Raw genomic sequence first — 18,255 nt, forward strand, 5'->3', positions numbered from 1 at the left:
CGAATGCGCGAATCGGCGGTGGAGCGGGTGATCAGCCCCGAATCTCAGGTAGAACCCGAACTGGTCTTGTACGTGGAAGGCGCGTTCGACGCCGCCGTCGTACCCGCTCTGCTGGGGCGTGCCGGGTACCCGGTGGACCGGCTCCTCATAGCACAGGCGGGCGGCGTCCAGGCCTTGAAAAAACTTCTGGTGGTGCCCTCCCGTGAATTCGGCGGCGCTAGAGTGGCGGCGTTGGTGGATTCGGATCAGATCAACGTTCCGGATGCGGTAGAGCATGCGACCCAAAGGCTTGGGAGGCCGTGCGTCCCTGTTTTTTCCGCGGTTCCGTCCGTTGAGGCATGGCTGCTCGCCGATCCGGAGGCCGTTGGAAAGGCATTGAAGCTGAAGCACGAGGACGGCCTGCCCGACTTCGTTTTCGGCGAGAAGGACGAGCCTCACGCGCTGCGCATGCGCAGGAACGTTCGGATGGCGCTCCTCGTGATCGAACACATGGATGTCGCTACGGCCAGCGCCCGTTCGCCTTCGCTGCGTGCGTTCCTCAAAGGCATAGGTGAGATCATGGGCGCAGACACGTCGTACCTTGACCGTGCGCAGTCTCGCGGGTTCGCCCGGGAGACGCTGTCGAGCCTGCTCGCGGAGGTCACGTCCGAGGACACTGTGATCTACCGCACTATCGATGGAAGCCGAATCACCGCGCGCGAGATGATGCGGCATCTGGACTCCGGGACCGATCTAGGAAGGGAGTTCGCCTCGGATCTGCTGCGGATCTCACGTGACCTCCTCGCCCGTCAAGCGCAGCGTTAGCGCGGATGATCCTCTTTGCGCCCGCCTACGACGATGCCACGGACGCGACCTGCCGCCTCGCGGAGCGGTTTGCTGACGAGGCAACCGTCGTACTCCTGAGGCACAACGCCACTCGAACGAACCTGCTCGACGCGGTGAGCGCAGGCGAGGGGGACGACGGAGTGCTCGCGTTTTCGCATGGGACCGAGGGCACGCTCGCGGCGCAGGATTCCGCTGTCGCGTTGGATGCGCACGACGCCTCGCTACTGGAGGGTCGCAGGGTGCTCGCCTACGCATGCCACACGAGCACGGGTCTCGGAGAAGTGATGGCCCGCGGCGGCGTCGTATGGTGGGGTTACACGGGTACCATTCTGGCACCTCCAGAGGGGTCAGGGCGCGAGCAGATCTTCGGTCCGGTGTTCGACTACCTGGTCGGCAGCTTCTTGAGCGGCGTGGACCGCTCCGGGTTGCGGGAGGTATTCACGAAGCTGCGCGCGTTGTGCCACCATGCCGAGAAGGCGCTCTATGTTCTTTTCGATTCCGGAGTAGCGGGACTGGAGGACTTCGGATGCCTGTTGCACATCTGGAACCGCCTACGGGTATGGCTGCCGGGCTCCGACGCACCGGAGCACCACCCCGAAAGCACGCCGATCTTCGTAAGGTGATGCCTGGCCCGGCGGAGCGATTCCGCCGGGCTTTTTCGCTTGTAGAATCCGGCGAGGGTCTTGCGGATTGGGGGCGCGGGAGCCAGCGTGATGGGCTAGCGTCCGATGTGAACTTCGGGGTTTGTTCGGGGTAGCAGGAGGGGCGATCCCCGCGCGCCTTCTTCGTGGTCCGCTGACGAGGTAAAATGCCGTTCGAACTGGTGTCTCCCTTCTCCCCCGCGGGCGACCAGCCGCGGGCCATCGAGGAGCTTACCGAGGGGCTTAAGCGCGGCGACAAGTACCAGACGCTGCTGGGCGCCACCGGTACCGGGAAGACGCTCACCATGGCGCACGTCATCGCCAACCTGGGGAAGCCCGCGCTGGTGATGAGCCACAACAAGACGCTCGCCGCGCAGCTGTACGGCGAGCTCAAGCAGTTCTTCCCCAGCAACGCGGTCGAGTACTTCATCTCGTACTACGACTACTACCAGCCCGAGGCGTACGTCCCCTCCACGGATACGTACATCGAAAAGGATTCCTCGATCAACGAGGACATCGAGCGGCTGCGGCTGCGCGCCACATCGAGCCTGATGGAGCGCGACGACGTCATCATCGTCTCTTCGGTCTCGTGCATCTACGGGTTGGGCGACCCGCAGGAGTACCGCAAGCTGATGCTGACGCTGGAGACGAAGCAGGAGATCGGGCGCAAGAAGATCCTGGAGGGGCTCGTCGCCATCCAGTACTCGCGCAACGACGCCTCGTTCGAGCGCGGCACCTTTCGGGTGCGCGGCGACACGATCGAGATCTACCCCGCCTACGAGGAGCAGGGGGTGCGGGTGGAGCTATGGGGCGACGAGGTGGAGCGCATCACCCGCTTCGACCCGCTGACCGGCGACACCATCGCCATCCTGCCGCGCTGCGCCATCTATCCGGCGAAGCACTTCGTGACCCAGCGGCCCACGCTGGAGCGCGCGGTGCAGCGGATAAGGGCGGAGCTGGACGAGCGGCTCAAGGAGCTCTACCGCGACCAGAAGCTGCTGGAGGCGCAGCGGTTGGAGAGCCGCACCAACTTCGACATCGAGATGATGCTGGAGATTGGGACGTGCTCCGGGATCGAGAACTACTCGCGCCACATCTCGGGGCGGGCGGAGGGCGACCGGCCGGCGTGCCTGTACGACTACTTTCCCGAGGACTTCCTGGTGGTGGTGGACGAGAGCCACGTCACCGTGCCGCAGATCGGCGGGATGTTCAACGGCGACCGCGCGCGCAAGCTGACGCTGGTGGACCACGGCTTCCGCCTTCCGTCCGCGCTGGACAACCGGCCGCTCAAGTTCGACGAATGGGAGACGCTGGTGCCGCGCGCCGTCTTCGTCTCGGCCACGCCGGGGGAGTACGAGCTGGCCAGGGCGGGGGGCGTGGTGGTGGAGCAGATCATCCGCCCCACCGGCCTCATCGACCCGCAGGTGATCGTGCGGCCGGTGAAGGGGCAGGTGGACGACCTTCTGGCCGAGATCCGCATCCGCGCCGCGCGCAGCGAGCGGGTGCTGGTGACCACGCTTACCAAGCGGATGTCCGAGGACCTCACCGACTTCCTGTCGCAGGCCGGCGTGCGCGTGCGCTACCTGCACTCGGACATCGAGTCGCTGGAGCGGGTGGAGATCCTGCGCGACCTGCGGCTGGGGAAGTTCGACGTGCTGATCGGCATCAATCTCCTGCGCGAAGGGCTGGACCTCCCTGAGGTGTCGCTCGTCGCGATCCTGGACGCGGACAAGGAAGGGTTCCTGCGCTCCTCGTCGTCGCTGATCCAGACGGTAGGCCGCGCCGCGCGCAACGTGCAGGGGACGGCGATCCTGTACGCGGACCGCATCACCGGCTCCATGCAGCGCATGATGGAGGAGACGGACCGCCGGCGCACGCTGCAGGAGGAGTACAACCGCGAGCACGGCATCATCCCGCAGTCGGTGATCAAGTCGATCGAGGAGATCGAGAGGTCGACGCGCGTGGCCGACTCCCGCAGCACCAAGTACGAGGCGCAGCAGCAGGAGATCCAAAAGGTGGCGGAGCGGCGCGCGGGGCAGGGCGCCAGGAAGCCGGAGGAGATCCTGGCCGAGATCGAGCGCGAGATGCGCGACGCCGCCGCCCAGCTGGACTTCGAGCGCGCCGCCCTCCTGCGCGACCAGTACCTGGAGCTGAAGGCGGAGATGGACGGCGCGCGTCCGGCGCCGCAGCGGCGGACCGTGTCGCAGCTTCGGGGCTATGGCTGAGCGGGTCGCGGAGCTCTCCGAGGCCGCGCTGGTAGCCTGGGGCGAGCGGATCGGGCGGGAGGCGGAGACGCCGCTGGTGATCGCGCTGCGCGGCGACCTGGGGGCGGGGAAGAGCACGCTGGCCCGCGCCATCGTGCACGGCACGGGGGTGGCGGGGGACGTGCCCTCGCCCACCTTCAACCTCCTCTTCCGCTACGACACGCCACGCGGGGTGACGGTCCACCACCTGGACCTGTACCGCCTGGAGGACCCGGACGAGGTGTGGGACCTCGGATGGCAGGAGCTGGGCGCCGCGGGGGACGTGGTTCTGATCGAGTGGCCGGAGCGCGCGGAGACGATGCTGCCTGCGACCAGGTGGGAGGTGGAGCTGGAGGAAGCGGCCGGCGGCGACCTGCGCCGGGTCGCGGCCACGCCGGTCGGCGCCCCGCCCGCGCTGCCGCCGATGGAGGGCGCGCGTTGAACGGCCCGGTCCTCGCGCTCGACAGCTCCACGCTCGGCGGATCGGTGGCCGTGGGGGTGGATGGGTGCGTGGTGGCTGAGCGCGTCCTTCCCAACCGGGCCGGCGCCTCGGGGACGCTGCTCCCCAACGCGGACGAGGCGCTGCGTGCGGCGGGTCTGGCTCCGGGGGACGTGGCGGCGCTGGTGGTGGGGGGCGGGCCGGGGTCGTTCACCGGGCTCCGCATCGCCGCGGCGACGGCCAAGGCGGTGGTGCGGGTGCGCGGCGTCCCCCTCTTCGCCTTCAGCGGACTGATGGGTGCCGCGGCCGCTCGACGGGAGGACGGGCGAGCCGTGTGCGCCCTCTTCGATGCCCGCAACCGCGAGGTGTACGCCGGCTGCTGGCGCTTCGGGGCCGGCGTGGAGGAGGCGATGGCGATCGAGGCGCTCGCGCTTGACGAGCTCATCGAGCGCTTCCGCGACGATCCGCCCCTCTTCACCGGCGAGGGCGCGTGGATGCACCGCGACGTGCTGGCCGCCGCCTTCGGCCCCGAAGCCGTGGCGCCGGAGGAGGGGCCCTCGATCGCGGCGGGGCTCCTCTGGCTGGCGGGCGCGGTGCCGGAGCGAGGGCGCGTGGCCGACGTCGCCGGGTGGGAGCCGGACTACGTGCGCTCCTCGGGCGCGGAGCGCATCGCGGCGCAGGGGAGGGTGCGCTGATGGAGGCCTCCGTGCGCGCCATGCCCGCCTTCCGCATCCGCCTCCTGCGCGAGAGCGACCTGCCGGACGTGATGGAGATCGAGACCGCCGCGTTCTCCACCCCCTGGCGCGAGAACACCTTTCGCGGCCTCATGCGCCGCGCCGACACCGACCTCTTCGTGGCCGATGCGGTGGGGCGGGTGGTGGGATACGCGGCGTGCTGGACGGTGGTGGACCAGAGCGAACTGGGGAACGTGGCCGTGGCCGAAGAGGCGCGCGGACGCGGGATCGGCGGAGCGCTGGTGGACGCCGTGGTGCGAAGGGTCAGGGAGCGCGGGGCCCAGGAGATCTTCCTGGAGGTGCGCGAGTCCAACGTGGGCGCGCAGTCGGTGTACCTGGAGCGCGGGTTCTCGGTGATCGGGCGCCGCCGCTCGTACTACTCGTCGCCCACGGAAGACGCGCTCATTATGCGTCTCCGCGTTTGACGATTCTCTTGACACCGGGCGCGCGGGGGGAGTATCCTATGCGCCTTGGGGTGTCAACTCTGTTCACTTTGGGATGAAGGAGGAGCTGTGGCTCGCAGCCTGAACAAGGCCATGCTGATCGGCAACGTGGGCTCGGACCCCGAGATCCGTACGACCGCAGGCGGTGCGCGCGTCGCGCAATTCTCGCTTGCCACCAGCCGGCGCTGGAACGACCGCAACGGCCAGCAGCAGGAAAAGACGGAGTGGCACCGCGTGGTTGCCTGGGACAAGCCCTTCCCGCTGGTGGACGTGATCGAGAAGTACCTGAAAAAGGGGGAGCGGGTGTACGTGGAGGGTGAGATCGAGTACCGCACCTACGACGACAAGGACGGCAACACCCGGTACGTCACCGAGATCCGCGCCCGCGAGGTCCTCCTCCTCGGCAGCCGTGAAGGAGGCGGCGGCGGGGACTACGGCGGCGGAGGCGGCGGTTACCGTCAGGCGGCCTCCTCGGGCGGCGGCTCCGGCGGTGGTGGTGGCGGCGGAGGCGCCAATCGCGGCGGATCGCGTGGCGGCGGCGGCGGCGCCCCGGCGGGTGGGGGCGGCTCGTACGACGACTTCCAGGCGCCGGGAATGGACGACGACGACGATCTGCCGTTCTAGGGTCGGTGTTGGTCGAACCCGGTAGCATGGCCGCCGAACGATCAGTGCTGACAAGGCTTTCTGAGGGAGCGCGGCCGCTAGACCGCCTCCTCAGGAAGCTGCCGGGCGCACGCGGGGGGCAGACGGAGCCGGGGTGCTTACTTAGGGGAATCGACCGCAGTACCACCCACATCGGATGTCACGATGAAGACCCACACCATGGGCGAGGCGCCCACCAGGAGCAAGCCGAAGTTCACCATCGCCGGTGTAGCCCGTGTCTTCCGAATGGCACGTGGCAACGCCGCGAAGGTGGAGCTGATCGAGGGGGAGGAGCAGTACCTCTGGCGGGACGAGTCGGGGCGTTTCGTGATCGTGCGAAAGGGGAAGACGGCTGCGTCCAGGCGGAAACCCCCGAAGAATCGCACGCGAGCGGCACGGGCTCCGGCCGAACGATGACCCTCGCAACGTACGAGAACAGCGTCTTCGTCAACTGCCCGTTCGATTCACAGTATTGGCCTCTCTTCGAGGCCATTACTTTTTCGGTCTACGATCTTGGATACTTTCCGCGTCGCGCGCTGGAGGTGGACGACAGCAGCCAGGTATGTATCCAGAAGGTCAACGACATCATCAGGGCGTGCCGGCTGTCGGTCCACGACATCTCACGGACGGAAATCCGCCGCTCCCGCGCTTCAACATGCCGTTCGAACTGGGCATTTTTTATGGGGGCGGAGGCGTTCGGTGGCGTTGCTCAGAAGCGAAAGGCCGCGTTGATCCTCGATACCGAGCAGTACCGGTTCCAAAGGTACATCTCGGACATTGCCGGCCAAGTATCCAGGCCATTAGCGGCGATCCAGAGAACGACGTCCGGCACGTGCGCGGCTTTCTGCTCTCCCAGCCGCCGAAAACCACCTTCCTGGCCGGCTCCGACAAGGTCATCGCACGGTTCCGGCAGTTCAAGGCCGAGATGCCGGCGTCGCTCGCCGCCCCGCACAGCGACTCCGCTGACTTCGGGTTCCATGACCTGATCCGACCAGTGGCCGGGTACGTCGCGTCGTAGCCACACACCTATCGCGGACAGGCGAGCAGAGCGCCGGAGTCGGACGTGAGCCGCGGGTCGCGAGTATTTGTTCCGGCGGGCTAACCACCATTCGTCCGCGCAAATCCGCGCTTCGTCGCAATAACGTTGTTCCCACGGCACCTGCAGGGCGGCGGGAAGAGCGACCCGTTGCGCTGGATCCGGGCGCAGGCGGGGAAGACCGTGCGCCTCATCGCAATTGGCGACGTCGATTACCTCCGCTCGGACGCGAAGTACACGGTCGTCGGTTGGCAAGACGGGGGCAAACCCGCCGAGGCGGTGATCCGGGTTGCGCTCAAGGAGCTGCTGGAGCAGATCGATCCGCAGCAGTTCGCGCAGGTTCATCGCTCGGTGGTGGTGAACCTGCGCGCGATCCGCCATGTGAAGCGGCACGAGAACGAAACCGCGGAGATCCTCCTCAGGGGACGCGACGAGGTGCTGCCGGTGAGCCGCGGCTACGTGCATCTGTTCCGGCAGATGTAGCCGCCGTTCGTCCGCGCCTCTCCGCATCATGGCCCTTGCGCTCATACTCTTTGTAACTTAAAGTACTTTTTACAGGGTAGACCCGCGTCGGGAAATCGAGCTTCGGGACAAGATGATCGGCCGCCAAATGCAGGAACACGTGACCGAGGTAGAAGGAACCGGATTGAGCCGCGCTGGAGGCGGGTCGTGAGCGCGCGCGTGGACGTGCTCGTCGTGGGCGCCGGGCTGGCGGGGCTGGAGTGCGCCCGCCGACTGGGAGAGGCGGGCGCGAGCGTGCTGCTGGCCGACCGCAAGCCCGCCGTGGACCACGCGGTGCACACCACCGGGATCTTTGTCCGGCGGACGCTGGAGAGCTTCGAGCTGCCGGACGACTGCCTGGGGCCTCCGGTGCGGCGCGTGGCGCTCTACTCGCCGCGCGGGCGGGCGCAGCTGCTGGAGAGCCCGCACGACGAGTACCGCGTAGGCCGCATGGGCGCGCTCTACCGCCGGGAGCTGGACGCCTGCCTCCGCGCCGGGGTGCAGTGGGCGCCCTCGACCACCCTGGCCGCGCTGGAGCCGGACGGGGCGGGCTCGGCCGCGGCACTGGAGCGGGGCGGACGGCGCGAGCGGCTCCTGGCGCGCTTCGTGGTCGGCGCGGACGGCGCGACGTCGCGGGTGGCGCCCGCGCTGGGGCTGGACGAGAACCGCGAGTGGATCGTGGGGGTGGAGGAGGTGTTCCGCCGCGTCGCCACCGGGCACGCTCCCACCTTCCACTGCTGGATCGACCCCAGCGTGGCGCCCGGCTACATCGCCTGGGTGGTGGACGACGGCGAGGAGGTGCACGTGGGCGTGGGCGGTTACGCATCGCGCTTCCAGCCGGCGGAGGCGCTGCGGCGATTCCAGGCCCGCGTGGCGGCGCGCTTCGGGCTGGAGGGCGCGGTGCCGTGCGAGCGCCGTGGCGGGCGCATCCCGGTGGGCGGTGTGCTGCCGCGCATCGCTTGCGCGCGCGGGCTGCTGACGGGCGACGCGGCCGGCGCCGTGTCGCCGCTGACGGCGGGCGGGCTGGACCCGTGCCTCCGCCTCTCCGCCCTGGCCGCGGAGGTGGCCGTCGAGCTCCTGGCCACGGGCGAGCCGGCCGCGCTGGCGCCGTACGACGGCACCTCGCTGCGCGCCCGCTTCCGTACCCGCCTCCTCATCCGCCGAGCGCTGGCGGCGGTGCGCTCGCCCCTGGCGGCCGAGCTCGCCTGCGCGGCGCTCCGCCTCCCCCCGTTCCGCACCGTCGCGCACAGGGTGTTCTTTGGCCACGGATCGTTCCCCGACGTCGCGCGCGGGCGTGGAACGGGTGCGATGCCGGGCCTCGTTCCCGCTTCAACACAGCAGGGAGTGCCATCATGAGTGACAGCTTCTTCCGGCGCCTGCGGGGCGCGATCGGGAACGTCTTCGTGTGGGGCGCGGGGTGGACCGCCCTCGCGCTCGCGGTGTTCGCCGTCCTCAAGGTCGCCGGCTTCCTCCCCGAGGGGGTGATCTGGCTGGACGGGCTCGGGATCGCCGCGAAGCTCGGGGTCATGGGTGGAATCGTGGGAGGAGCATTTTCCCTCGCCATCGGTACTCTGTATCGCGGGCGCCGTCTTGCCGAGATGAGCGCGCTCCGCTTCGGGGTCGGCGGCGGGGTCATGGCGGGGCTGTTCGTGCCGCTCTTCCTCCAGACGATGAGCCTGCTTTCGGGCGGTGGGCTGATACCGCCGGGGCTCATCCTCGGTGACGCGGTGCTGGCGGTGCTGTTCGGCGCCGTCGCGGCTGGCGGTTCGCTCAAGCTCGCACAGCGCGCGGAGCACGTGCTGCCGGAGGCGGTGGAGCCCGGTCTCGTGGGCGGTGGGGACCCGCTGGATGGGGCGGGGGATGCGCACGCCCGGCGGCGCGGCGCTCCGGCCGTGCGCGGCGCGGTCTGACGCCGGTGCAAGACGTTTGACACACCGGGTGTGCCCGCATACTTTGCATTGCAAAGTGATCTGGTGAGACGCTCGTGGCACTCGACCCGCAACCGGACCGCATCCATGCTCAGGACAGCCACACTCCGTTCGTCCCTCGGCGCCATCGTCCTGGTCGCCGTCACCGCCTCGGCGGCGGGCGGGCAGCCGGGGCGTCCGCTCCACGTACGGCTGGACTCGATCGCCGCGTCCGGCGTGGTGGAGAACCGCGCCGTAGGCCTCGTGGCGGCGGTGGTGAGGGGGAACGACACGCTGCTCTACAAGGGGTACGGAAAGGCGAACGTCGAGTGGGACGTGCCGATGCCGCACGACGCGCTGTTCGAGATCGGCTCGGTCACCAAGCAGTTCACCGCCGTGGCGCTGCTCCAGCTCCGCGACGAGGGGAAGCTCAGCCTGGACGACGAGATCACGAAGTGGCTCCCCGACTTCGACACGCGCGGCAACCGGGTGACGCTGCGCCGGCTGCTCGACCACACCTCGGGGATGGTGGGGCTCACCGAGATGCCGGAGTTCGGCATCCTGGTGACCAACGAGCGCTTCCCCCGCGACTCGGCGTACGCGCTGATCCGGCGCACACCGTTCCAGTTCAGGACGGGCGAGGCGCAGATCTACAACAACTCCGCCTTCTTCCTGCTCGGCCTGGTGGTGGAGAAGGCGAGCGGGATGAGCTACGAGGACTACGTCGAGAAGAAGATCTTTGAACCGCTCGGGATGACGCGCTCGATGTACTGCCACAGCGCGGAGAACGTCCCCCGCCGCGCGCATGGATACATGGTGGCGGCGAACCGCGTGGTGCGCCGCGCGCGGACCAACGTGCATACCTGGCCCTTCTCCGCCGGCTCGCTCTGCTCCACGGCGGGCGACATGGTGACCTGGGTGAGGGCGCTGCACGGCGGCAAGGTGCTCTCGCCGGCATCGTACGCCGAGCTCATTACGCCGTCGAAGCTGAACGACGGTACGCCGCTGCGCTACAGCATGGGGCTGCAGGTGGGGCCGGACCCGAGCGGCCACAGCTACATCGGCCACGGCGGCGCGATCGCCGGCTTCACGGCGGAGGTGGGATGGTATCCCGCCGCGAAGATGGCCGTGGTCGTCCTCCAGAACACGGCCGGCACCCTGGATCCGAGCGCCGTCGCGAGCGAGCTCGCCAGCCAGATCCTGGGCTGGACCCGCCCGAGGCCCCAGTGGTTCGCCGGCGATGCCGCGCCGCTGGTAGGCAGGTACGTGGGGCAGGGACGCGGCCGGGACATGGTGATCGAGGTGACGCAGACGCCGCAGGGGCTGGCGTTTGCGCCGGACGGTGCGCCGGCGCGCCCCGTCCCCTGGGTGGAGGGGCTCACCTTTCGGCAGGGGAACAGGATCATGGCCTTCCGCCGCGCGAACGGCGACAGCGGTCCGGTGACGGAGCTGCGCGTCAGCACGCCCGCCGCGCACATGATCCTCAAGAAGCAGTAACGCTCGCGCGGGAGGGGCCGTGCGGCCTCTCCCGTGTTCCACCAACCCGTTCAAGGATTAGAGGGAGGCCGAAATGAAGGACGTGCTGACACGCATCCGGGGTGCGGTGGTGATGGGACTGGCGTGGGCCGTGGCGTGGGCGCCCATCGCCGTGCTGGTGGGGTTGATCGTGGATCCGGACGGGTCCATGGACGAGATGTGGCCGGCGATCGGAGCGTACCCCGGCTTCCTGTCCGGAGTGGTGTTTTCGGCGCTGATCGGGATTGCGTATGGCCGCCGCGGACCCGGCGAGCTGACGCGTGTGCGTGCGGGCGCGTGGGGAGCGGCGGCGGGTGTGCTGGTGGGCGTGCTTCCGTTCACCATCGGGGAGTCGACTTCGAAGCTCCCGCTGTGGCAGCTCGCCGCCATCGTCATCGGCTCCATTACCCTGATGAGCGCCCTCACGGCTGTCGTATCGGCGATGGTGTCGCGGTACGCCGCGCGGCGGCACTCTCATGCGGGCGCAACGCAGCAGGGTTGAGCAGGGAAGCTGGTCGGCAGGGCGAGTGACGGCGTAACCGGGTAGGACCATTCCGCCGAAGCCTTGCGCGCCTGTGCTTTGAAACATAAAGTACTTCATATAGCGGCCAGTACATCCAACCGGGTGTCGCTGCATCCCGTTCTCCACAGCGGCACTCGCCAGGACAGCAGCCATGGAATTGCAGATTCGCGGCGTCTCCAAGAGCTATCCCAACGGCGTGCAGGCGCTCAAGAACGTGACGCTCACGATACCGGCGGGGATGTACGGGCTGCTGGGACCCAACGGCGCCGGCAAATCCACGCTGATGCGCATCCTCGCCACGCTCCAGGAGCCGGACAGCGGCACGATCCAGCTCGGCGACCTGAACGTCGTGCGCCAGAAAGACGAGGTGCGGAAGACGCTCGGATACCTGCCGCAGGAGTTCGGCGTGTATCCCAAGGCGAGCGCGGAGGAGCTGCTCGACTACTTCGCCATCCTCAAGGGCATCCCGGAGAAGAGGGCGCGCAAGGAGGTGGTGGAGGCGCTCTTCAGGCAGACGAACCTGTGGGAGGTGCGCAAGCAGAAGCTGGGCGGCTACTCGGGCGGGATGCGGCAGCGGTTCGGCGTGGCGGTGGCGCTGCTGGGGAACCCGAAGCTGCTCATTGTCGACGAGCCGACGGCGGGGCTGGACCCGGCCGAGCGCGTCCGGTTCCTGAACCTGCTCAGCGAACTGGGCGAGAACAGCGCGGTGATCCTCTCCACGCACATCGTGGAAGACGTTTCCGAACTGTGCACGCGGATGGCGATCATCGACCGCGGCGAGATCCTGCTGGAGGCCGAGCCGCTCGGCGCCATCGAGGAGATGCGGGGGCGGATCTGGCGCAGCGTGATCGAAAAGAGCGCGCTGGCCGAGGTGGAGCGCGAGCACGCGGTGATCTCCACCAAGATGCTCGCCGGGCGCACCCTGGTGCACGTCTACGCCGACGCGGCGCCCGGCCCCGGCTTCGAGCCCGCCGAGCCGGACCTGGAGGACGTCTACTTCGGCACCATGGCGGGGCACATCGGCCGCCGGAGCCAGCAGGCGGCGGTGGCGTCATGAAGCTGCGGACGATCTTCCGGTTCGAATTTGCCTACCAGGCGCGCCGGGTCTCCACCTGGCTCGTCTTCGCCATCCTCGCCACGATCGCGTTCCTGTTCGTGCGAGGAAGCTACATCCAGGACGCGCTGTACGCGGATTTCTTTCTGAACTCCCCCTTCATCATCGCGTCCACCACCGTGTTCGGCACCATGCTGTGGCTCGTGCTGGGCGCGGCCACGGCCGGCGAGATCGCCGCGCGCGACGTGGAGACGGGGATGCACCCCCTCACCTACACGGCGCCCGTCAGCAAGGCCGAGCACCTGGGGGGGCGCTTCCTGGCCGCGCTCGTCCTCAACCTGCTGATCCTGCTCGCCGTCCCACTCGGCATCATGCTCGCCGTCTACGCGTCCGGCGTGGACCCCGAGTTGATCGGGCCGTTCCGGCCGGCGGCGTACCTCACGGCCTACGGCTTCTTTGCGCTGCCGAACGCCTTCGTCGGCACCTCGATCCAGCTCGCGTGGGCGGCGCTGGGGCGGCGGGCGCTCGCCAGCTACGTGGGCAGCGTGCTCCTGATCTTCGTGGCGTACGGCGGATTCGCCGCCGTGATGTACTACCTGGAGCGACAGGACCTGGCGGCGCCGCTCGACGTCCTGGGCCATCTGTTCATCACGTCCGAGCTGGTCCTGGGATGGTCGCCGATCGAGAAGAGCACGCGCCTGATCGAGTTGGAGGGGCCTCTGCTCCACAGCCGACTGCTCTGGACGGGCGCCGCGCTGGCGACCCTCGCGTTCACCTACGCCCGCTTCCGCTTCGAGCACCTGGCGGCGAGCGCGTGGTGGAGCCGCATCGCGCGCTTTGGCGGGAACAGGGGCGATGCGCACGCGCCGACGCCCTCCGGCAGCGACGTCGCGAGCATCGTCCCGATCTCCGTACCCGACGTCGGGCAGGCGTTCGGCCTCGCGAGCCGCGCGCGCCAGACGCTCGCCATCACCCAGGACTCGTTCCTTACGATCGCAAAGAGCCGCGGCGGGCTGGTGGTGCTGGCCGGCATCGCGGCGATCGCCGTCATGGTCCTGCCGCAGAACTTCGAGAGCTCGGGCACCCCGCTGCTGCCCCGGACCGAGTACGTCCTCACCTTTCTGACCGCCTCCCTTACCCAGCCCTTCACCCAGTGGGTGATCACCCCGCTGTTCATCGTCCTCTACGCCGGCGAGCTGGTCTGGCGCGAGCGGGGGGCGGGTCTGGGCGAGATCACCGACGCGGCGCCGGTGCCGGATGGGGTGCGCTTCGCCGGCAAGTTTCTGGGGCTCAGCCTGATCCTCGCCGTGTGGATGGCGCTGCTGATGGCGGTCGGGATGGCGGTGCAGGTGAGGATGGGGTACTACAAGTTCGAGATCGGCCTCTACCTCAAGGTCCTCTTCGGGCTCCAGCTGCCCGAGTACCTCCTCTTCGCCGTGCTCGCCCTGGTGGTGCAGGGGCTGGTCAACCAGAAGTACCTCGGCCACCTGCTGGCGCTCTTCGCCTACGTTTTCATCGCCTTCGCCGCCTGGCTGGGGATCGACCACGACCTGCTCGTCTACGGCTCGGCGCCGAAGTGGACGTACTCGGACATGCGCGGCTTCGGCGCGTCGCTGGGGCCGTGGACGTGGTTCATGCTCTACTGGGGCGCGTGGGCGCTGCTGCTGGTGGTGGTGGCGAGGGTGCTCTGGATGCGCGGGCTGGAGGGGAGCCTCCGCGTGCGGCTCCAGCTTGCGCGCCTTCGCTTCACGCGCCCTACGGCGGTGGCCGCCGCGACGGCGGCGGGGCTCGTGATCGCGCTGGGCGGCTTCGTTTTCTACAACACCAACGTGCTGAACGAGTACGCTTCGCCTTTTGAGAGGTCGGAGCGGCAGGCCGAGTACGAGCGGCGCTTCGGGCGATACGCCAACGCCCCGCAGCCCCGGATCGCCGGGACGAAGCTGCACATGGAGATCCATCCCCGGCGGCGCGAGGTGGAGGTGCGCGGCACGCACTTCCTCGTGAACCGCACCCAGAGGCCGATCGACACGATCCACCTGGCCACCACCCCGGGAGTGCAGACCGGCGCCATCACCTTCGACCGCCCCGCCACGCGCGTAGTCGCGGACCAGGACCTCGGCCACGCGATCTACGCACTGAAGCAGCCGCTCCAGCCCGGCGAATCGCTGCGGCTCAGCTTCGCGATCCATCTCAAGCCGCGGGGCTTCCGCAACAGCGGCGCCGGCCGCTCGGTGACGGCGGCGAGCAGCTTCTTCACCAACGAGTTCCTTCCCGAGATCGGATACGATCTGCGCCGCGAGCTGTTCAAGCCCAGCGAGCGGCGTGCGCACGGGCTCTCCCCGCGCCGCCTCTTTCCCTCGCTCGCCGAGGTCGAAGCGGGTGGGGACGTCACCGGCGAGGCGGGCGAGGACTTCACCGGCGCCGCGCGCGTCGCCGTAGAAACGGTCATCGGCACGGATGGCGACCAGACCGCCGTGGCGCCTGGGCTGCTGCGCCGCACGTGGACCAGGAACGGGCGCCGCTACTTCCACTACGCCACCGACGCCCCGATCGGCAACGAATACCGCTTCTTCTCCGCGCGCTACGCCCTGCACGAGGAGCGCTGGGCTCCCAAGTCGGGCGCGGGGCGGCCCGTCACGATTCAGGTCTTCCATCACCCGCGGCACGCGGCGAACCTGCCCCGCATGCTCCGCAGCGTGCGCGCCTCGCTGGAGCACAACAGCCGCGAGTTCGGCCCCTACCCGCACAGCTTCATCCGCCTGGTCGAGAATCCGGGAAGCGGTTTGGGCGCGCACGCCGACGCCACCACGATCGACTACACGGAAGGCTTCTCCCGCTACAACCCGGCGGACGATGCGAAGGGCCTGGACATGCCGTTCGCGATCATCGCGCACGAGATGGCGCACCAGTGGGGCACCGCGTATGCCCTCGCCGAGGGAGCCCCGCTGCTCTCCGAGAGCTTCGCCTGGTACGCCGCCATGGGCGTCGTGGAAGAAACCTACGGGCGCGCGCACCTGGAGCGGCTGCGGAGGTTCTTCCGCCAGCCGTCACCCATCCCGCCCATCCGCCAGTCCGTCCCGCTGCTCCGCGCGATGGACCCGTACGCGGCCTATCGCAAGGGCCCCGCGGCCTTCTTTGCCCTGCGCGAGTACATGGGCCCGGATCGCGTGAACCTCGCCTTCCGCCGCCTGCGCCAGAAGCAGCGCGCGGGCGCGCCTCCGTCCACCACCCTCGACCTCTACCGCGAACTCCAGGCGGTCACGCCGGACTCGCTGCGGCCTCTCCTCCACGACCTGCTTGCCGCGAACACCTTCTGGCAGCTCAAGACGGAGCGCGCCTCCGCGAAGCAGATCGCGGGGGGCGCTTGGCAGGTGACGCTCCGCCTGCGCGCGCGCAAAGTCACCGTCGATCCCGCCGGCGTCGAGACGGAGGTGCCGATGAGCGAGTGGGTGCCGATCGGCGTCTTCGCCCCCTCCGGCCAGGGCACGGAGTACGGCGAGCGGCTCTACCTGCGCCCCCACCGCATCCGCACCGGCCCGCAGACGATCACGCTAACCGTCCCCAGCAAACCCGCCGAGGCCGGCATCGACCCCTACCTCCTGCTGATCGACCTGGAGCGGTTCGACAACGTGGAGGCGGTGGAGATCGAGAGGTGAGAGCGAACGTCAGCCCGTACACGCATCTCTTGATTTTGCCTGGATGCAGAACGCCCGTCCTGGAGAAAAGTCCGGGCGGGCGTTCGCGTTTCCGTTCGCCATTCCGCCATCGTCCGCATGCTCCGGGGAGCGGCCGATCGGCGAGCCCCACGCACATCGTCTCGGGCTCTGAAACATTTCACGACACGGATTGCCTTAGCGCCGCCTGACGGTTTATAGTTCCGCCCTCATTTCGGCGACGGGCGCCCAAGCGATTGCTTGCGACAGGCGAGTGGTCCGGCCATCCGTGCCGTGTTTGCTGCCACACACGCGGGAGCATTCGCCCGCAGGAGAAATTTGGATGGAAACCTCTGAGATGCTCCCGCAGATCGAGCAGATCCACCGTGAGGCGCGCCGCCGGGGCACCAGCTTCCGCATAGCTCAGAACGAGAAAATCGATGGGCCCACGCTCCGGCTGAACGGAAAGGATCTGGTTTCCTTTGCGTCGTGCTCGTATCTGGGGTTGGAATTCCACCCCCGCGTGATCGAAGGCTGTGTGGACGCGGTTCGCCGGTACGGGGTGCAGTTCGCGACATCGCGCGCGTACGTATCGCCGCCGATCTACCGGGAGGCGGAGGACGCGATGCGCCGGATCTTCGATGCCCCCACCCTCCTTGTGCCGAGCACCACGCTCGCCCACCAGATCGCGCTTCCCGTGCTGGCCACGGAAAAGGACGCGATCCTGCTGGACAACCAGGCGCACCGCAGCGTCCACATCGGGGCCGCGCTGGCGCAGGGGGGAGGTGCCACGGTCGAGACCATCCCGCACCGCGACCTGGACGACCGCCTGCTCGATACGCTGGAGCGCCTGTCGCGCGCGCATCGCACCGTCTTTTTCGCCATCGACGGCATCTACTCCATGTACGGGGACGTTGCGCCGCTGGGGTTGCTGCAGCGGGCGCTGGAGGTGGCCCCGAACATCCGGTTGTACGTGGATGACGCGCACGGGCTCAGCTGGGCAGGCACGCACGGCCGGGGGCACTTTCTTTCGCGGATGCCGCTCAGCCCCCAAATCGTGCTCGCCACCTCGCTCGCCAAGGGGTTCGGGGCGAGCGGCGGATGCCTGGTCTTTACGGACGAGGCGGAGCGCGAGCGGGTGCAGATGACGGGGGGGCCGTACTTCTTCTCCACACCGACGCCGCCGCCCCTGCTGGGTGCCACGCTGGCATCGGCCCAGATTCACCTGAGCGATGAGATCATTGGGCTGCAGCAGGCGCTGGCGGAGCGGGTGCAGCTCTTCAACGCGCTGCTCCACGAGTTCGATCTGCCGCTGCTGAGCACGAACGAGAGCCCCATCTTCTTTCTCAAAGTGGGCAACCAGGAGGCGATGTTCGACGTCGCGCGCAAGGTGGAAGAGGACGGGTACTACATCAACGTGTCGCACTTTCCCGTCGTGCCGGTAAAGCGCGCCGGAATGCGCATCGCGATCACGGCGCTGCAGGGCAAGGACGAGCTCCGCGGCCTGGCGCAGTCGCTGGCGCGGCACGTTCCGGAGACGTTCCGCACGTACGGCATCGAGCGCGAGGCGCTGGACGCGCTGTACGCCCGGGCCATCCCCCGCGAGAGCTGGGGACACTGACCCGACTGATTTCACCTGATCGGCACACCGGGGGGCTCGGCGGGTGCGGGCGCTGAAAGGTACCATGACGGTGATGGGCACCGCGCTGGCGGCCGCGGCCTCCTTCATGGTGCCCTCTACCGGCGCCCCCACCGCATCCGCACCGGCCAGCAGACGATCACGCTGACCGTCCCCCGCAAACCCGCCGAGGCCGGCATCGACCCCTATCTCCTGCTGATTGATCTGGAGCGCTTCGACAACGTGGAGGAGGTGAATATCCACGATTCCGGCAGGAACCGGGAAGTCGCCCGGTGAAGGACGATAGACGCCCTGACTGCCATAAAGCAGCGGGAACACGCGCGCGCCCGTGCCACCCCACGCATGCACATGGGGCGAGCCGCGTGCGAGCGGTGGGGGTGTGCGAAAGTAGCGTAAGTCGTTGTGGGTGAAGGGGTATAGGCGACGCTCGATAGAGCTGGTACGGCGGCTACGAGCGGAA

General features: G+C 68.7%; 17 protein-coding genes. All 17 read left to right on the forward strand.

Features of this window, described 5'->3' with window-relative positions; translation table 11 throughout:
* The first annotated feature begins 3 nt into the window (after nucleotides 1–3).
* Complete coding sequence (locus VF584_00265; protein ID HEX8208585.1) at nucleotides 4–804, forward strand: hypothetical protein; 801 nt, start codon at nucleotides 4–6, stop codon at nucleotides 802–804.
* A 5-nt stretch (nucleotides 805–809) separates the two neighbouring features.
* Nucleotides 810–1,448, forward strand: a complete 639-nt coding sequence (locus tag VF584_00270; GenBank protein ID HEX8208586.1) for a hypothetical protein — start codon at nucleotides 810–812, stop codon at nucleotides 1,446–1,448.
* A gap of 185 nt (nucleotides 1,449–1,633) precedes the next feature.
* Nucleotides 1,634–3,691, forward strand: a complete 2,058-nt coding sequence (uvrB, locus tag VF584_00275; GenBank protein ID HEX8208587.1) for an excinuclease ABC subunit UvrB — start codon at nucleotides 1,634–1,636, stop codon at nucleotides 3,689–3,691.
* Nucleotides 3,684–4,151, forward strand: coding sequence for a tRNA (adenosine(37)-N6)-threonylcarbamoyltransferase complex ATPase subunit type 1 TsaE (gene tsaE, locus VF584_00280; GenBank protein HEX8208588.1), 468 nt, complete (start codon nucleotides 3,684–3,686; stop codon nucleotides 4,149–4,151). Before uvrB ends, tsaE begins: the two co-directional genes overlap by 8 nt.
* Complete coding sequence (gene tsaB / locus VF584_00285; protein ID HEX8208589.1) at nucleotides 4,148–4,843, forward strand: tRNA (adenosine(37)-N6)-threonylcarbamoyltransferase complex dimerization subunit type 1 TsaB; 696 nt, start codon at nucleotides 4,148–4,150, stop codon at nucleotides 4,841–4,843. The genes tsaE and tsaB overlap by 4 nt, the downstream gene beginning before the upstream one ends.
* Nucleotides 4,843–5,307: a ribosomal protein S18-alanine N-acetyltransferase gene (gene rimI, locus VF584_00290; protein ID HEX8208590.1), complete on the forward strand. Its 465-nt coding sequence runs from the start codon at nucleotides 4,843–4,845 to the stop codon at nucleotides 5,305–5,307. Before tsaB ends, rimI begins: the two co-directional genes overlap by 1 nt.
* Nucleotides 5,308–5,394: 87 nt before the next feature.
* On the forward strand, nucleotides 5,395–5,949 hold the full coding sequence (locus VF584_00295) for a single-stranded DNA-binding protein (protein ID HEX8208591.1): 555 nt from the start codon (nucleotides 5,395–5,397) through the stop codon (nucleotides 5,947–5,949).
* 183 nt (nucleotides 5,950–6,132) lie between these two features.
* Nucleotides 6,133–6,384, forward strand: coding sequence for a hypothetical protein (locus VF584_00300; protein HEX8208592.1), 252 nt, complete (start codon nucleotides 6,133–6,135; stop codon nucleotides 6,382–6,384).
* A 415-nt stretch (nucleotides 6,385–6,799) separates the two neighbouring features.
* On the forward strand, nucleotides 6,800–6,985 hold the full coding sequence (locus VF584_00305; GenBank protein ID HEX8208593.1) for a hypothetical protein: 186 nt from the start codon (nucleotides 6,800–6,802) through the stop codon (nucleotides 6,983–6,985).
* 168 nt (nucleotides 6,986–7,153) lie between these two features.
* A complete protein-coding gene (locus VF584_00310; GenBank protein ID HEX8208594.1) occupies nucleotides 7,154–7,486 on the forward strand; it encodes a LytTR family DNA-binding domain-containing protein in 333 nt (110 codons plus the stop codon).
* A gap of 186 nt (nucleotides 7,487–7,672) precedes the next feature.
* The gene (locus VF584_00315; GenBank protein HEX8208595.1) at nucleotides 7,673–8,860 is read left to right on the forward strand and encodes an NAD(P)/FAD-dependent oxidoreductase; all 1,188 of its coding nucleotides are present in this window, start codon (nucleotides 7,673–7,675) and stop codon (nucleotides 8,858–8,860) included.
* The gene (locus VF584_00320; GenBank protein ID HEX8208596.1) at nucleotides 8,857–9,414 is read left to right on the forward strand and encodes a hypothetical protein; all 558 of its coding nucleotides are present in this window, start codon (nucleotides 8,857–8,859) and stop codon (nucleotides 9,412–9,414) included. Before VF584_00315 ends, VF584_00320 begins: the two co-directional genes overlap by 4 nt.
* Nucleotides 9,415–9,519: 105 nt before the next feature.
* Nucleotides 9,520–10,908 (forward strand): serine hydrolase domain-containing protein, encoded by a 1,389-nt coding sequence (locus tag VF584_00325; protein HEX8208597.1) that lies wholly within the window; start codon nucleotides 9,520–9,522, stop codon nucleotides 10,906–10,908.
* Between the two features lie 73 nt (nucleotides 10,909–10,981).
* Nucleotides 10,982–11,428 carry a hypothetical protein gene (locus VF584_00330; protein ID HEX8208598.1) on the forward strand — a complete coding sequence of 149 codons (447 nt, stop codon included), beginning with the start codon at nucleotides 10,982–10,984 and terminating at the stop codon, nucleotides 11,426–11,428.
* Between the two features lie 172 nt (nucleotides 11,429–11,600).
* Nucleotides 11,601–12,506: an ABC transporter ATP-binding protein gene (locus VF584_00335; protein HEX8208599.1), complete on the forward strand. Its 906-nt coding sequence runs from the start codon at nucleotides 11,601–11,603 to the stop codon at nucleotides 12,504–12,506.
* A complete protein-coding gene (locus VF584_00340) occupies nucleotides 12,503–16,159 on the forward strand; it encodes a hypothetical protein (GenBank protein HEX8208600.1) in 3,657 nt (1,218 codons plus the stop codon). Before VF584_00335 ends, VF584_00340 begins: the two co-directional genes overlap by 4 nt.
* A gap of 340 nt (nucleotides 16,160–16,499) precedes the next feature.
* The gene (locus VF584_00345) at nucleotides 16,500–17,777 is read left to right on the forward strand and encodes an aminotransferase class I/II-fold pyridoxal phosphate-dependent enzyme (protein HEX8208601.1); all 1,278 of its coding nucleotides are present in this window, start codon (nucleotides 16,500–16,502) and stop codon (nucleotides 17,775–17,777) included.
* Nucleotides 17,778–18,255: the final 478 nt, after the last annotated feature.

This window comes from Longimicrobium sp. (assembly GCA_036389135.1).
In the GTDB taxonomy this organism is placed as follows: domain Bacteria; phylum Gemmatimonadota; class Gemmatimonadetes; order Longimicrobiales; family Longimicrobiaceae; genus Longimicrobium.

Bases quoted from the DNA above. Each gene is read 5' to 3' on its own strand.
- VF584_00330 (HEX8208598.1), top strand. From the start codon at position 10,982: ATGAAGGACGTGCTGACACGCATCCGGGGTGCGGTGGTGATGGGACTG.
- VF584_00270 (HEX8208586.1), top strand. From the start codon at position 810: ATGATCCTCTTTGCGCCCGCCTACGACGATGCCACGGACGCGACCTGC.
- VF584_00325 (HEX8208597.1), top strand. From the start codon at position 9,520: ATGCTCAGGACAGCCACACTCCGTTCGTCCCTCGGCGCCATCGTCCTG.
- VF584_00300 (HEX8208592.1), top strand. From the start codon at position 6,133: ATGAAGACCCACACCATGGGCGAGGCGCCCACCAGGAGCAAGCCGAAG.
- tsaE (HEX8208588.1), top strand. From the start codon at position 3,684: ATGGCTGAGCGGGTCGCGGAGCTCTCCGAGGCCGCGCTGGTAGCCTGG.
- VF584_00320 (HEX8208596.1), top strand. From the start codon at position 8,857: ATGAGTGACAGCTTCTTCCGGCGCCTGCGGGGCGCGATCGGGAACGTC.
- VF584_00345 (HEX8208601.1), top strand. From the start codon at position 16,500: ATGGAAACCTCTGAGATGCTCCCGCAGATCGAGCAGATCCACCGTGAG.
- VF584_00265 (HEX8208585.1), top strand. From the start codon at position 4: ATGCGCGAATCGGCGGTGGAGCGGGTGATCAGCCCCGAATCTCAGGTA.
- uvrB (HEX8208587.1), top strand. From the start codon at position 1,634: ATGCCGTTCGAACTGGTGTCTCCCTTCTCCCCCGCGGGCGACCAGCCG.
- VF584_00340 (HEX8208600.1), top strand. From the start codon at position 12,503: ATGAAGCTGCGGACGATCTTCCGGTTCGAATTTGCCTACCAGGCGCGC.
- VF584_00335 (HEX8208599.1), top strand. From the start codon at position 11,601: ATGGAATTGCAGATTCGCGGCGTCTCCAAGAGCTATCCCAACGGCGTG.
- rimI (HEX8208590.1), top strand. From the start codon at position 4,843: ATGGAGGCCTCCGTGCGCGCCATGCCCGCCTTCCGCATCCGCCTCCTG.